The 13,555-nt window shown below is 49.6% G+C and carries 17 protein-coding genes; 15 read left to right on the forward strand and 2 right to left on the reverse strand.

Annotation, left to right across the window (positions count from 1 at the left end; translation table 11 throughout):
• Positions 1 to 77: 77 nt before the first annotated feature.
• Together rpsI and rplM are read right to left on the reverse strand one after the other, a co-directional pair.
• Positions 78 to 470: a 30S ribosomal protein S9 gene (gene rpsI / locus U5R06_22035; protein ID MDZ7725424.1), complete on the reverse strand. Its 393-nt coding sequence runs from the start codon at positions 468 to 470 to the stop codon at positions 78 to 80.
• A gap of 14 nt (positions 471 to 484) precedes the next feature.
• On the reverse strand, positions 485 to 913 hold the full coding sequence (gene rplM, locus U5R06_22040) for a 50S ribosomal protein L13 (protein ID MDZ7725425.1): 429 nt from the start codon (positions 911 to 913) through the stop codon (positions 485 to 487).
• Positions 914 to 1,235: 322 nt separating this feature from the next.
• On the opposite strand from rplM, the gene U5R06_22045 reads away from it, so the two are divergent.
• From U5R06_22045 to U5R06_22115, 15 genes are all read left to right on the forward strand, one after another.
• Positions 1,236 to 3,275 carry a [Fe-Fe] hydrogenase large subunit C-terminal domain-containing protein gene (locus U5R06_22045; protein MDZ7725426.1) on the forward strand — a complete coding sequence of 680 codons (2,040 nt, stop codon included), beginning with the start codon at positions 1,236 to 1,238 and terminating at the stop codon, positions 3,273 to 3,275.
• 30 nt (positions 3,276 to 3,305) lie between these two features.
• Entirely contained in the window at positions 3,306 to 3,695 is a 390-nt protein-coding gene (locus tag U5R06_22050) for a response regulator (protein ID MDZ7725427.1), read from the forward strand.
• Complete coding sequence (locus tag U5R06_22055; protein MDZ7725428.1) at positions 3,692 to 5,167, forward strand: response regulator; 1,476 nt, start codon at positions 3,692 to 3,694, stop codon at positions 5,165 to 5,167. The genes U5R06_22050 and U5R06_22055 overlap by 4 nt, the downstream gene beginning before the upstream one ends.
• A gap of 44 nt (positions 5,168 to 5,211) precedes the next feature.
• Positions 5,212 to 5,589, forward strand: a complete 378-nt coding sequence (locus U5R06_22060) for a serine kinase (protein MDZ7725429.1) — start codon at positions 5,212 to 5,214, stop codon at positions 5,587 to 5,589.
• Positions 5,590 to 5,678: 89 nt separating this feature from the next.
• Positions 5,679 to 6,296 carry a redox-sensing transcriptional repressor Rex gene (locus U5R06_22065; GenBank protein MDZ7725430.1) on the forward strand — a complete coding sequence of 206 codons (618 nt, stop codon included), beginning with the start codon at positions 5,679 to 5,681 and terminating at the stop codon, positions 6,294 to 6,296.
• A gap of 73 nt (positions 6,297 to 6,369) precedes the next feature.
• Complete coding sequence (locus tag U5R06_22070) at positions 6,370 to 7,398, forward strand: 4Fe-4S dicluster domain-containing protein (GenBank protein ID MDZ7725431.1); 1,029 nt, start codon at positions 6,370 to 6,372, stop codon at positions 7,396 to 7,398.
• Positions 7,399 to 7,415: 17 nt separating this feature from the next.
• Positions 7,416 to 8,273, forward strand: a complete 858-nt coding sequence (locus U5R06_22075; protein MDZ7725432.1) for an FAD/NAD(P)-binding protein — start codon at positions 7,416 to 7,418, stop codon at positions 8,271 to 8,273.
• Positions 8,270 to 8,770 (forward strand): 4Fe-4S dicluster domain-containing protein, encoded by a 501-nt coding sequence (locus tag U5R06_22080; protein MDZ7725433.1) that lies wholly within the window; start codon positions 8,270 to 8,272, stop codon positions 8,768 to 8,770. Before U5R06_22075 ends, U5R06_22080 begins: the two co-directional genes overlap by 4 nt.
• Positions 8,767 to 9,696 carry a complex I subunit 1 family protein gene (locus U5R06_22085; protein ID MDZ7725434.1) on the forward strand — a complete coding sequence of 310 codons (930 nt, stop codon included), beginning with the start codon at positions 8,767 to 8,769 and terminating at the stop codon, positions 9,694 to 9,696. The genes U5R06_22080 and U5R06_22085 overlap by 4 nt, the downstream gene beginning before the upstream one ends.
• A gap of 3 nt (positions 9,697 to 9,699) precedes the next feature.
• Positions 9,700 to 10,119: an NADH-quinone oxidoreductase subunit NuoB gene (gene nuoB / locus U5R06_22090; GenBank protein ID MDZ7725435.1), complete on the forward strand. Its 420-nt coding sequence runs from the start codon at positions 9,700 to 9,702 to the stop codon at positions 10,117 to 10,119.
• A complete protein-coding gene (locus tag U5R06_22095) occupies positions 10,112 to 10,543 on the forward strand; it encodes an NADH-quinone oxidoreductase subunit C (protein MDZ7725436.1) in 432 nt (143 codons plus the stop codon). Before nuoB ends, U5R06_22095 begins: the two co-directional genes overlap by 8 nt.
• The gene (locus U5R06_22100; protein ID MDZ7725437.1) at positions 10,540 to 11,727 is read left to right on the forward strand and encodes a nickel-dependent hydrogenase large subunit; all 1,188 of its coding nucleotides are present in this window, start codon (positions 10,540 to 10,542) and stop codon (positions 11,725 to 11,727) included. The genes U5R06_22095 and U5R06_22100 overlap by 4 nt, the downstream gene beginning before the upstream one ends.
• Positions 11,717 to 13,048, forward strand: coding sequence for a proton-conducting transporter membrane subunit (locus U5R06_22105; GenBank protein MDZ7725438.1), 1,332 nt, complete (start codon positions 11,717 to 11,719; stop codon positions 13,046 to 13,048). The genes U5R06_22100 and U5R06_22105 overlap by 11 nt, the downstream gene beginning before the upstream one ends.
• The gene (locus tag U5R06_22110; protein MDZ7725439.1) at positions 13,045 to 13,380 is read left to right on the forward strand and encodes a hypothetical protein; all 336 of its coding nucleotides are present in this window, start codon (positions 13,045 to 13,047) and stop codon (positions 13,378 to 13,380) included. Before U5R06_22105 ends, U5R06_22110 begins: the two co-directional genes overlap by 4 nt.
• Positions 13,368 to 13,547, forward strand: coding sequence for a hypothetical protein (locus U5R06_22115; GenBank protein ID MDZ7725440.1), 180 nt, complete (start codon positions 13,368 to 13,370; stop codon positions 13,545 to 13,547). Before U5R06_22110 ends, U5R06_22115 begins: the two co-directional genes overlap by 13 nt.
• The last annotated feature ends 8 nt before the right edge of the window (positions 13,548 to 13,555 follow it).

Raw genomic sequence — 13,555 nt, forward strand, 5'->3', positions numbered from 1 at the left:
TTAATCCTCCATTCTCCCATATGTGTATGCACCGAAACAGGCACCCCAACCCGGAAGAATGTGTGTGATTTTTTTTCTTATCGTTTGGAGAACTGGAACTTTTTACGCGCACCCGGCTGTCCGTATTTTTTACGTTCAACCATTCGCGGATCACGCGTCAAAAATCCGTTCTTGCGCAGGACGGACTTTAATTCTTCATCACTTTGAACCAGCGCGCGCGCAATACCCAATAACAGCGCACCGGATTGACCGGAAAGACCGCCGCCATTGACATGGGCTTCGATATCAACTTTACCCTTCATCTCCGTCACTTCCAGAGGTTGTTCCACAACCATCTGCAGGGTATCTCGGCTGATATATTCAAGCGCTTCCCGGTTGTTGATGGTGAATTTACCGTCACCCGGTTTCAAATACACACGGGCTATGGCATTTTTACGCCGTCCTGTGGCGTAGAAAAAATGACCCTTCATGCTTGCTCCTTTGTTTACAGAGTTAAAGGTTCGGGCTGCTGAGCCGTATGCGGATGCGCCTCACCTTTGTAAATTTTTGCGTGTTTCAACAGCTTGCGTCCCAGCCGGTTGCGCGGTAACATGCCACGTATTGCTTTCTGAACCACAAACTCCGGTTTTCTTTCCTGCATGCGCCAGATGGGTGTGGCTTTTATACCGCCCGGATACCCCGAGTGGTGATAGTACACCTTGTCCTGCGCTTTGCGACCCGTGAGCTTTACTTTATCAGCATTCACAATAATGACATAATCACCCACATCAGCATGGGGAGCCCACATGGGTTTATGCTTGCCGCGGACTATGTGAGCCACTTTACAAGCCAGGCGGCCCAGCGCCAAATCTTCCGCGTCAATCACATACCACTTGCGTTCGACATCCTTGGGTTTAGGTGAATATGTTTTCAATGTTCTGCTCCTCTATTTTCTAATTAGAATTCACAAAGACATAAAATATATAAACATAATCAATAAAATGCAAGTTAAAAATTGATCAAACCGGGCCATCGTTCAATCCGGAAACCGCTAAAGACCTGAATAAATTTATCTAAAGCAATAATTATCCTTGCTTTTTTCAATTCACTCCGCTATCTTTGAATGGTAACGGATGCTGCCCACAACTCTTCTCCTTTTTCCACGCCAAAGCCAGTCTTCCAGACGTCTGGACATTCCCCCGCTTACGATACCGTTACGTTAAAAAAAACAAAAAACCGGAAGCAGGGCTGAGAACATGGAACCGATCGTCCTGACCATTGAAACAAAGTGCAAACGATGCTATTCCTGCGTGCGGCAGTGTCCTGCGCGCGCCATCAAAGTAGAAGACGGACAGGCGCGGGTGCTGATCAATCGTTGTATTGCCTGCGGAAACTGCGTCAAAGTCTGCCCGCAGCAGGCCAAGCAAATCCGCGATGGTACAACTCATACCCGGGATTTGCTCGAACAGTCCGATCCCGTCTTTGCGCTCCTGGCGCCGTCATTTCCGGCCGCCTTTTCCGCAGAGCCGGAACAGGTCATCACGGGCCTTCGCGCCCTTGGATTTTCCCAGGTGCTGGAAGTGGCTTTCGGGGCGGATCTGGTTGTTGAAGAATATAAAAAACTCATCCATTCCGATGTCATGCCGGCCATTATCGCCTCCCCCTGCCCGGCTATGGTCAATTTTATTGAAAAATATTACGCGCATCTCAATATGGTTCTGGCGCCGATCGTATCACCCATGATTGCCATGGGGCGAGCCGTCAAATATCGATATTTTCCGGGCGCCAAAACGGTATTTATCGGGCCCTGTATCGCCAAAAAAAAAGAAATGCTGGACAATAATGTCAAAGGCGTGATTGATCAAGTTCTCACCTACCGGGAATTGAACACCCTGTTTTTAGAACATAAAATCAATCCCGAAACATTGGAAAAATCGGATTTTGACGGTCCGCGCGCTGATCTGGGCAGGATTTTCCCGGTTTCCGGCGGTCTCTTGAAATGCGCCGGGGAAACTTGCGATGTCCTGGATAATGACATCGTGGTCAGTGAAGGCCGTGAGCGGGTGATCGATGTATTGGATAAAGCCGGCGAAGGCCAGATCGAAGCGCATTTCCTGGACCTGCTGTTTTGCAGAGGCTGTATTAACGGTCCCGTGATGCCGAACGAAGATTCAGTCTATGTACATCATGACCGCATCACAAAATACGTGAAACGCCGCAGTTCCGCAGCCCTGCGGTCCCGGGCCCGACGCGACCGGCAGCTCTACGCGGACATTAACCTGCGGCGCGCGTTTAATTTTGAAGAGATTACCATGCGCGAGCCCAGCGAAGCGGAAATCCGCAACGTACTGCTGAAAACCGGCAAACGCCACCCGGAAGACGAACTGAACTGCGGCGCCTGCGGCTACGCGTCCTGCCGCGCAAAGGCAAAAGCGGTCTGCCAGGGTCTGGCCGAAGCGGAAATGTGCCTGCCCTACATGGTGGAACAGCTGGAATCCATTCAGGAAGAACTCTCTGATTCCAATGATGAACTGAAAAAATCACTCAACTCCCTGAAACAGGCTCAGGAACAGCTGGTGCAGGCGGAAAAAATGGCCTCGGTGGGGCGTCTCGCCGCCGGCGTTGCACATGAATTGAACAATCCACTGGGCGGTATCCTTCTGTATTCCAATATTCTGCTCAAAAAACTCGAGCACGAAGAAGAGGAAAAATCGGTGCAATGGGTGGTCAAAGAAGCGGAACGCTGCCGAAAAATCGTAAGAGGACTGCTCGATTTTTCCCGCCAGCGGCAGCTGGACAAATCGCGGGCGGACCTCAATGAAATTATCGAAAAAACCCTGGTTCTGATCAAAGAACCCTCACTTTTTAAGAATATCAAACTTGTCAAGCAATACGGCAAACCGATTGCTGTGTATGTAGACAAGCTTCAGATTCAGCAGGTTCTGCTGAATATCATACTAAACGCAGCCGAAGCGATGAACGGCGAGGGCACATTAATCCTCGGCACCGATAATACAAACAACGCGTTCGCCTCTGTTTCTATAGCCGATACGGGTCCCGGCATGTCCCGGGAAACCCGTGAAAAAATCTTTGATCCGTTTTTTACAACAAAACCGGTGGGCAAGGGTACAGGACTGGGGCTGGCCATGGCCTACGGCACGATCCAAAAACATGGCGGCGAGATCAAAGTGAACAGCCGGCTGGGCAAGGGAACCCGGTTTACAATTACACTGCCCCTTGCCATGCAGACACAGAAAACCTCAGCCGGGATAAAACGGATTTCCGCAACCCCTTAAAATGATCATTCACAAGAAATGGTGACTTTTATGGCACAAAAAATACTGATTGTTGATGATGATGCGGATTTTATCGACATTAATACCCGTGTACTCGGCGCTTCAGGCTATGAAACCGAGTCCGCATCAACATCCGAGGAAGCCCTGCAGAAACTCCGCGGGCAAAAATTCGACCTGGCAATTGTGGACCTGATGATCGAGGATCTGGATTCCGGATTCAATATCGCGTATGCAATCCGCGACGATGAAAAGCTGCGCGACATGCCCATTCTCATGCTCACATCAGCGCCCCGAAAAACAGGCGTAAACATCAACTTTCCCGAAGGCAAAGACTGGATGAAAGTGGATGATTTTGCCGAAAAACCGCTAAAACCGGCGGAACTGGTGAACCGGGTAAAACAGCTGCTAAAAAGCAAATGAATCAATCAGGACACATACTTGTCATCGATGACGAGGAGGTCATTCGGTCCGGATGTCAGCAAATACTGGAAGCAGATGGCTATCATGTTGATCTGGCGGATAACGGTAAAAGCGGTCTGGAACTGATCCGTAAAAACGATTACGATCTGGTGCTGACGGATATTATGATGCCGGAAATGGACGGCATGCAGGTGCTGGATGAGCTTCAAAAAATGGATTCCCGGACGGTTTCCATTGTGATCACCGGTTATGCCTCCATTGAGAGCGCCATTGATGCCGGGCGGAAAGGCGCATTTGATTATATCGCCAAACCGTTTGATCCGGATGAACTGTCAACCCGCGTGGAACGCGGTCTCAAACAGGCGGAACATCTCCAACAAGTCGAGCGCCTGCGAAAAGAACGGGACGAAAATTTACTCGAGATCAGCAATGAACGCGCCCGCACCCTGACCATTATCAATTCCATGCATGAAGGTGTCATCGCCACCAACCGCCAAAAGCAGGTGGTTCTCATGAACCCGGCTGCCATTAAAATGCTCAGGTTAAAACGGCAAAAGATTATCGGACAAACGGTGCAGGATATCCTGACCATGCCCGATCTGACAAAGACCATCAACGAGATTCTTGAAACTGTAAAGTCCAGTCTGAAAACGCTGCAAAAGGAATTTGACACGCCGGACGGCCGGGTGCTGCAAGCCAGTATTACACCGATCCAGGATGAAAACCAGGCCTGTATCGGTACGGTCACGGTTTTATTCGATATCACACGCGAAAAACAGGTGGAGCAGATGAAATCCGATTTTGTTTCACATGTTTCGCATGAACTCAAAGCGCCGCTGAATGCCATCCAGGGTTATCTCGATTTGATCCTGGAGGGTATTGCAGGAAACGATCCGGAAAAAGAACGGGATATCGTGCAGAAATCCCGCAACCGCGCCAAAGCGCTCTCGGATTTGATCAATGACCTGCTGGACCTGTCGCGGGTGGAACAACGCAATATCTCCAAAGAAATGGAGCCCGTACAGCTGCAGGAAGTTTTGACCCAAGTCATTGATTTTTATCGTTCCAAAGCCGATGAAAAATCCATCACGTTAAAGACCTCACTACCGGAAGACACCCCGCCGGTTCGGGGAAACAAACAGGATCTTGATCGTTTATTCGCCAATTTGGTGAGTAACGCTGTCAAATATACACCTGAGAACGGCAACGTAGACATCCGGCTGGATTCTGATCCCGAGCATGTCAACGTCAGGATCAAAGATAGCGGCATCGGATTCACACCGGAAACGAAGAATAAAATTTTTGACGAGTTTTACCGCGCGGAAAACGCGGTGGAACAAAAAATCAGCGGCACCGGACTCGGATTGAGTATCGCAAAGAAAATAGCAGAAGACCACCAAGGATATATTGAAGTGGAAAGCCAGGTCAACAAGGGATCAACATTTTATGTCATATTTCCTGCATACAAATAGGTTTAAATCATTCCGGATACTATATCCTGCTGGAGGATTGATTTATGTTAGTTAAAGACATCGTAGAAAAACTGGGCCTCGAGGTGTTCAGCGGCGAAAACAACCTGGACTGTGAAATCACCGGTGGCTGCATTTCCGACATTTTGAGTGACGTCATGGTTCAGGCAAACAAAGGCATGCTGTGGGTGACCAATCAGACTCACGAGAATGTACTGGCTGTCACATTTTTCAAAAGCCTCGCCGGCGTCATCCTGCCCAACGGTTTGTATCTTGAAGAGAATGCGGCCCGCAAAGCTAAAGAAAAGGGAATCCTCGTGCTTTTAACAGACCTCCCCGCTTTTGAAATTGTGGGACAACTGTATGAAATGGGCGTTGGAAAAAAAACAAGCCCCTGCGGACAAAAAAACAAAAAAAAGTATTGACAATGATCCAAACATTCTGTATCATTAGTTATAATTGTAACATATTATTCTATTATAGTATTTGTTTTTGTGTCGATTGTGATATTATATTGAATAATCAAGACAGAATATCCCGGCTGTTGCTGTATAAAAATGTACTTGTTCAGTTTCAGGCCATCGGCCTGGTCAAGGTTTTTTCGGATAATATTGGTGATGCACTGAACATCTCTTCCTCGCTGGTTCGTAAGGATTTTGCTTTTTTTAAAATTACGGGCAGCCCAAAAGGCGGGTATGACATTGAATCGATTCTGCAGCGGATTGATACAATCCTTGGAAAGGACAAAACCCAACGTGTTATACTCATCGGTATCGGAAGGCTGGGTTCAGCCTTGCTTTATCACCATAAAGCATTTAACCGGGAAGGAATCAACATCACAGCGGGATTTGATATCGATCCCGAAAAACTAAATCCCGATAAACCGATTCCCATTTTCCCGGTGGATCAGTTATCCGAGCATATTGAAAAGCATAAAATTAAATTTGCAATTGTCACGGTACCGGAATCAGCCGCACGGCACATCATTGATGTGTTGAAAGCCGAGCAGATAAACGGTATTTTGAACTTTACATCACTCAAAGCCAAAAACACCGACACGACTCTCATCCACAATGTGAACATTGAACACGAGCTCCTCCGACTTGTCTATACCGCCGGCAAACGAATCTGACCCTCCCTTCCCACAGCATCTGATTATCTCTTCCGGACATTAAACCAACGAGTTTATCAAACCGGAGACCATTATGCTGATCAACATTCAAGATTTTATCGAATTTTTGCGCAAAACCGCCCAACAGGGGGATCAAATTTCCCAGGTTGTTGTGCCCGTCCGTTCTGAATACGCTGACGATACCCACACCTTTTTTAGGCCACTGACCGAATCCAACACCCCGCTTTTTAATTCATACCGGACGGTAGACCCGGCCAAATTCCTGCTTTATCTGCCGCGCGAACAAGTCTTTCCTGCAGAGCAAACAAAAAACCGCATTCTGGCCGGTGTCAAGGCGTGCGATTTAAAAGCGCTGGAATTGCTGGATGCGGCATTATTATACGACCAGTTCACAGATCCGGCCTACAAGCAATGGCGCGACTCTACTCTGATCATCACCTCAGACTGTGATGACATCAGCAGCAGTTGTCATTGCAATCTGGTGAACGGTCAGCCCTTTGCGGAAAACGGCTATGATCTCAATCTGTCTCAAATCAAAAATGATTTTTTAATTACCGTGGGATCCGACCGCGGGGACAAGCTCTTAGACCGGATCAAAAGCGAGATAAAGACACGCAAAGCGTCCGAATCTCAGCGAATGCAGGTTGAAAAGCAGCGCAAACGCATCATCGAGCGCCTCACCGGGCAGAACAAGCCGTATTCGCGTTCCAGCCATTATGAAAAGCTCCGAACCATAGACCCGGCCCCCTGGCAAGATGAATCCATGACCTGTATCGGCTGCGGTGCGTGCACGCATATTTGTCCCACCTGTTATTGCCTGATTTTGAATGATGAAAGCAAGGCAGATCAGTTTATCAAACAACGTTCATTTGATTCATGCCAGTACAACGGTTACGCCCGCGTGGCCGGCGGCGCCACGCCGCGGCCCTCCATGACGGAGCGATTCCGCAACCGTTATCTGTGCAAATTTGACTATATGGTCCACAATTTTGAAAAAATCGGCTGCACCGGATGCGGCCGCTGTACTCAGGCCTGTGCGGGAGAAATCGACTTTCGCCAGGTGGTACACAACCTGCAAAATATGGCAATAGCGGTTCAATAAACATAAAGGAACGCACCATGCCTGTTTTATTAAAAACCACCTCTCCCCAAGACATTGAAAATCCTTATCGGGTTATTCCTGCAGAGATTTATGATATTGTCCAGGAATCACCGTTGATCCGAACCCTTAAATTGCGTCCTGATGAACCGATTGTCTTTAAAACCGGACAATTTATTGAGCTTTCGATCCCGGGCGTCGGTGAAGGACCGTTTACACCGTCGTCATCACATTTCGAAACCGAACGCATGGACGTGACCATTATGAAAACCGGATTTGTAACCAACACCATTCATCAGGCAAAAACAGGTGACCGGGTGGGACTGCGCGGACCCTTTGGTTCACATTATCCGCTGGACACCTTTGAAGGCAAAAACATCCTGATTCTCGGCGGCGGTTGTGGTCTGGCGCCTCTGCGGTCGCTGTTTTTAACGCTGGTTCATGAAATTGACCGCTACAACAGCATCACATTTTTTGCCGGCGCCAAATCGCCCAAAGACTGCATCTACAAACAGGCCGTGGACGAGTGGAAGCAGTATCCCAAAGTGACGTTTGTTCGCGCCGTAGATGAGGTGCCCGCGGGTCAGGAATGGCATGAAGATGTGGGAGTGGTCACCGTGCTGCTGAACAAACTGGACATTGATCCGGCCGATAATCCGGCCGTTGTCTGCGGACCACCTGTGATGATGAAATTCGGCGCCCGTGATCTTTTGGAATACGGATTCCGTGAGGACCGCCTCTATCTTTCCATGGAAAAAAAAATGTACTGTGGATTCGGACAATGCCGTCACTGCGTGATGGGAAAATACTATGCCTGCAAAGATGGTCCGGTGTTCACCTATGAGCAGATCAAAAACGAGGAGGATATTTGGGAATGAAACGTCTTTTTATCGATATCCCTGCTCTCCTGGACGGCAACGGCAAAGCCGATAAGATTGAATGCGAATATCTGTACCACCGCAAAAACAACGGCAGTTTTAGTCTGCTTGAAGTGGCAGAATTCGCATCCTATTGTCGCCAGTGCAAAGATGCGTTTTGCGTCGCCGCCTGCCCCAAAGACGCACTGGAGCGGCTGGAAAGCGGCACCGTCAAACGCTACAATATGCGTTGCGTGGGCTGCAAGAGCTGCACGCTGGCGTGTCCGTTCGGCACCATTTTCCCCGACGTGATCAACTATATCACCATGTCCTGCGACTATTGCCTGCAGCAGCTGCGCAGCAACCCGGATTATGAACCCCGGTGTGTCAAAACAGCGCCGAATCAGGCATTTCAAATGAAAGAGACAGCGGAAAATCCCGCGGAACACATCTTTTTTGTGGGTGATTTTCTAACTGTCAAAAGCCCCAGCTGGCTGCAAAAGGAGGAGAGACAATGACTCTGACGTATGTATTCTACATTCTGATCTTTCCGGGACTGCTGTTCACCGGTATTCTGGGACTGCTGATCGGATGGCTGGACCGTAAAGTATCGGCGCGCTTTCAGTTTCGGGTAGGACCGCCTTTACTGCAGAACTTTAACGATTTTTTCAAGCTTTTGGGCAAGGAAACGCTTGTTACCAAAGAGAGCGTCGCCGGCATGTTTCTGTCCGCACCGTTTGTGGCGTTTGGCACGCTGGTGCTGCTGTCCGCCATCATCGGCGCGGCTTTGTTCTTCAATCAAAGCTTCGGCGGTGATGTCATTGTGCTCATGTATTTGTTCATGATCTATTCAGTGATGGTCGTTCTCGGCGGGTCCTCCACCGGCAATGTCTATTCCAGCATAGGGGCGGGACGCGAAATCAAGCTTTTACTGGCAGACGAACTGGCATTTATCCTTGTGCTGCTGGTTCCAGTCATCAAATCCGGTTATGAACTGGAACTCGGTGCATTGTTAAGCGCGCAGGCAGAGACCGGTGTTTTTCTCAATTCCCTCTCGGGAATCCTTGCTTTTATAATCGGCATCCTGTGCATCCAGGCAAAAATGACTCTGACTCCATTTGATATACCGGAAGCCGAGACCGAGATCGTAGAGGGACCGTTTATGGAATACAGCGGACCGCCTCTGGCTTTCTGGAAACTGAGCCGCCTTTTCATGTGGGTGGTGTTTCCGTTTTTTCTCATCCTTATTCTGTGGGGCGGATTTGATCTCAGCGGGCCGGGTATTCTGTGGTCAGTTTTAAAATATCTGGCCATTGTGGTGATCATGATCATTATCAAAAACACCAATCCACGCGTTCGCACCGACACCGGTTTGAATTTTTTCTGGAAATATTTAACCCCGTTGGGCTTTGTGGCGGTTATTCTGGCAATTTTGGGAGTATAGATTATGGGATGGTATAACAAAAGATTGGCAAAATCAATCTGGGTATTTCATATCAGCGCTTCGCCCTGTAACAATTGTGATATTGAAATTCTCGATTTGTTGACCCCGAAATATGATGTTGAACGCTTTGGGATCAAGCTTGTCGGTTCCATCCGGCATGCCGATGTGCTGCTGGTCACCGGAATATTGAATCACAAAGTGGCGCCGCGAGTCAAGGTGATTTACGAACAGGCGCCCCGGCCCTGCTTTGCGGTCGGAATTGGATCCTGTCCGGCCACGGGATGCTGTTTCAAGGACAGTTACAACATTTCGCCCAGTCCCAAGGACACAATCCCGTTTGATCTGTTCATACCGGGATGTCCTCCCAAACCGGAAAATATGATTGAGGGCATTATCAAACTCGTGGAGGTGCTGAATGGCTGAAACAACCGGTTTTTTTCAGGATATGAACACAGTCATATCCGATCTGGTGGAAAAAAGATTGAGATATTATTTTGTTGTCAAGGACGAAGATCTGCACAAGGTGGTGATCTACTTGTTCAAAACCATGGGATGCCGGCTGTCCACAGCCACGGCAACCGAACGCTATGACGCGATTGAAGTTCTTTATCATTTTTCCCACGATGCCACCGGCACCTATTACTGTCCGCGCATCCTGATGACAAACAAAGATAAACCGCAAATGTCGTCCATTACCCGCATTGTCAAAGGCGCGGAATGGATTGAACGCGAAATGGCGGAAATGTACGGCATTGATTTCAAAGGACACCCGCGCAAAGAGCCGCTGCTCACCAAGGACAATTCGCAGGTACGTGTTCAACCCTTGCGCGCGAGGAGGATATCATGACCGGAAACAACATCCCCATCGGCCCCTATCATCCGCTGCTTGAAGAAGCGGAATATTTTAATCTGGTGATAGACGGCGAAACCGTCGTGGACATCGATATGGACATTGGCTGGATGCACCGGGGTCACGAGTTTATCTCGGAACAGAAAACCTTTACCCAGTCCATCTATCTGGTTGAACGGATCTGCGGGATTTGCTCCACTTCGCATCCGATTGCCTGTGTGCATGCGTTCGAGGATGTTGACAATATCGAAATCCCGGAACGCGCCGCTTATATCCGCACCCTGGTGGGTGAATTGGAGCGTATACACAGTCACCTGTTGTGGCTGGGACTGGCCGGCCATTTTATCGGATATGACACGGTGTGGATGTGGGCCTGGAAATACCGCGAGCCGGTACTGCAGATGTTTGAGATCATTTCCGGAAACCGCAATCATTACGGCATGATGCGCATCGGCGGCGTGGCGCAGGATGTGGATCCCGCTGTTATTCCGGAATTGAACAAGCACCTGGACATGATCGACAAGAAAATGGCCATGATCGCCAAAGTGGCCAAAGATGATCCGGTGTTGCGCTCGCGTTTAAAAAGAGTGGGGGTTTTATCAAAACAAGACGCCATTGACTATTGTGCCGTGGGCCCCACCGCCCGCGCTTCGGATGTGCACACGGATGTCCGCAAAGACGAACCGATGGATGCCTATCCATGGGTTGATTTTGATGAAATTGTGTTGCCGAACGGCGACGTCTATGACAAACTCGTTGTCAGGGTGCTGGAGACCCTGGAATCGACAAAAATCTGCCGACAGTGTCTGGAAAAACTGAAAACCGTCAAGGGTCCGGTGCTCAACAACGTCAAGGAAATATCTGCGGGCGAAGGTCTGGGGCGCTATGAAGCGCCGCGCGGTGAGGTGTTTCATTTTGTCAAAACGGACGGCAGCAATCGACCGGTGCGCCACAAAGTGCGGGCGCCCAGCTATGTCAATATCCCGACATTCACCGCTTCATGTAAAGGCATACCGGTCGCGGACGCCCTGATCACGCTTGCTTCCGTGGACCCCTGTTATTGTTGTACGGAACGTTCATTCAAGCTGATGGATGTCAATCATGATCCCTGCACGCTTGACATCCTGGCCCTGTCACGTGAAAAAACGCAACAAATCAGGAGGGAACTCCATGTTGATTAGCCACCTATCCATCGTATTTATTATTGTCCCGGCGGTGATTGCAGTGGTGAATTTGCTGTTGCCGGTGATCTTGCGAAAGCTGTTATCATTCGCGGGTGCGCTTACACTGCTTGCCTTGACGGGTTATATCTATTTCAGCGGATTAATCCGGCCCGGTTTTGGACTCTGGACCCTTTTTGGAACCCCCGTGTTCGCTATGGACTCAATGACCCTGTTTGCGCTTGCGTTTATTCAACTGCTGGCGTTTGTGATCCTTGTTTATGCCCTTTACGGCGTCAAACCCGAGATCCAAAAACCTTTTTTCGCTTTATTCTCCCTTTCTGTGGCCGCCTGCAACGGTGTCGTGCTGAGCGACCATGGTATCAGCTTTTTGGTCTTTTGGGGACTGTCCGGGATGAGTTTGTTTTTATTTGCGCTTTTGGGCCGTTCGGACCAGGCGCTGCAGTCCGCGAAAAAGACCATGCTCATCATCGGCAGCTCGGATGCCGTGCTGATCATGGGATTGGCAGTCATGGCTCTGATCAAACCGGAAGCGCAATGGTCTCTCAGTCAATATCATATACCGGTCTACGGCGGTACAGCGTGGCTGGCCTTTATTCTGGTGCTCATTGCGGCGCTGGCCAAAGCCGGCGGTTTCCCGCTGCACACCTGGCTACCGGATTATGCGCGCGACGCGCCCGTGGAAAGCGCAGCTCTGCTGCCGGCCTCTCTGGACAAGCTCCTGGGCATCTACCTGCTGGCGCGTCTGCTCACCACGTTGTTCAGCGTCGACATGATCCTGAACCTGATTCTTATATCACTGGGCGCCATCACGGTCATTACCGCGGTCATGATGGCTCTGGTTCAGCATAACGCAAGGCGGCTGCTCGGATACCATGCTGTCAGTCAGGTGGGCTATATGATCATCGGTGTCAGCAGCGGAAATCCCATCGCCTTTGCCGGCGGTTTGTTCCATCTGGTGAACAATACCATCTACAAGTCCGGTTTATTTCTGACCCTCGGATCGGTTGAGAAACGAACCGGCAGCAACGACCTGGATGACCTCGGCGGATTGGCTCGCAATATGCCGATTACATTCCTGATGGCATTGATCGGAGCGCTGTCCATATCCGGGATTCCGCCCTTTAATGGTTTTTTCTCCAAATGGATGATTTATCAGGGCATGCTGGACATGGCCGCGGCGGCCCCGGCCGGATATCAAATCTGGCTGATGGTCTGTCTGGTGCTGGCCGTATTCGGAAGCGCGCTCACCCTGGCGAGTTTTCTTAAATTCATTCATGCCATCTATCTGGGAAACGGCCGGATAAACTTGAACACGTGAAAGAAGCGCCGTTCAATCAGTGGCTGGCCGCCGGCGTATTGTCCATACTCTGCATCGGCTTTGGGCTGTTTGCAGTCGGTGTCCCTCTGAAATTATTCATTTATCCCGTCCTTTCAGCAAACGGCATGGCCCTGCCTGAGTTTTTAGGGTTGTATCAGCCGGTTCTTCTTACACTATTGTTTGGCATCGTTTTCCTGCTGGGTATAATCGTATTCGTCCTTTTGAAAAAAATACGGATTGACAATATATATCTCGGCGGCATGTCGCCTGTGGAAAATTTAGGGTCACCGGAACCGCATTTTACAACGAAATCCGCGCCATGTGGCCGTTAAATCAGTGTTACAAAGCGGCTGATAAAAAGCTGTTCGATGTGTACCACATCAGCGCCGCCGGTTCAACCGGACTTGGCAAACTGCTGCAGAGTCTGCACACCGGACTGCTGCCCTTGTATGTGTTTTTCATTGTTGTCGGTGTTCTCATTTTTCTGGTCGTGATCTGAGAGCCGCA

The sequence above is a fragment of the candidate division KSB1 bacterium genome (assembly GCA_034521575.1).
In the GTDB taxonomy this organism is placed as follows: domain Bacteria; phylum Zhuqueibacterota; class Zhuqueibacteria; order Residuimicrobiales; family Krinioviventaceae; genus JAXHMJ01.

Excerpts from the sequence above, each read along its gene's own strand:
- rpsI (MDZ7725424.1), bottom strand. The coding sequence starts at position 470 with ATGAAGGGTCATTTTTTCTACGCCACAGGACGGCGTAAAAATGCCATA.
- U5R06_22045 (MDZ7725426.1), top strand. The coding sequence starts at position 1,236 with ATGGAACCGATCGTCCTGACCATTGAAACAAAGTGCAAACGATGCTAT.
- U5R06_22050 (MDZ7725427.1), top strand. The coding sequence starts at position 3,306 with ATGGCACAAAAAATACTGATTGTTGATGATGATGCGGATTTTATCGAC.
- U5R06_22055 (MDZ7725428.1), top strand. The coding sequence starts at position 3,692 with ATGAATCAATCAGGACACATACTTGTCATCGATGACGAGGAGGTCATT.
- U5R06_22060 (MDZ7725429.1), top strand. The coding sequence starts at position 5,212 with ATGTTAGTTAAAGACATCGTAGAAAAACTGGGCCTCGAGGTGTTCAGC.
- U5R06_22070 (MDZ7725431.1), top strand. The coding sequence starts at position 6,370 with ATGCTGATCAACATTCAAGATTTTATCGAATTTTTGCGCAAAACCGCC.
- U5R06_22075 (MDZ7725432.1), top strand. The coding sequence starts at position 7,416 with ATGCCTGTTTTATTAAAAACCACCTCTCCCCAAGACATTGAAAATCCT.
- U5R06_22080 (MDZ7725433.1), top strand. The coding sequence starts at position 8,270 with ATGAAACGTCTTTTTATCGATATCCCTGCTCTCCTGGACGGCAACGGC.
- U5R06_22085 (MDZ7725434.1), top strand. The coding sequence starts at position 8,767 with ATGACTCTGACGTATGTATTCTACATTCTGATCTTTCCGGGACTGCTG.
- nuoB (MDZ7725435.1), top strand. The coding sequence starts at position 9,700 with ATGGGATGGTATAACAAAAGATTGGCAAAATCAATCTGGGTATTTCAT.
- U5R06_22095 (MDZ7725436.1), top strand. The coding sequence starts at position 10,112 with ATGGCTGAAACAACCGGTTTTTTTCAGGATATGAACACAGTCATATCC.
- U5R06_22100 (MDZ7725437.1), top strand. The coding sequence starts at position 10,540 with ATGACCGGAAACAACATCCCCATCGGCCCCTATCATCCGCTGCTTGAA.
- U5R06_22105 (MDZ7725438.1), top strand. The coding sequence starts at position 11,717 with ATGTTGATTAGCCACCTATCCATCGTATTTATTATTGTCCCGGCGGTG.
- U5R06_22115 (MDZ7725440.1), top strand. The coding sequence starts at position 13,368 with ATGTGGCCGTTAAATCAGTGTTACAAAGCGGCTGATAAAAAGCTGTTC.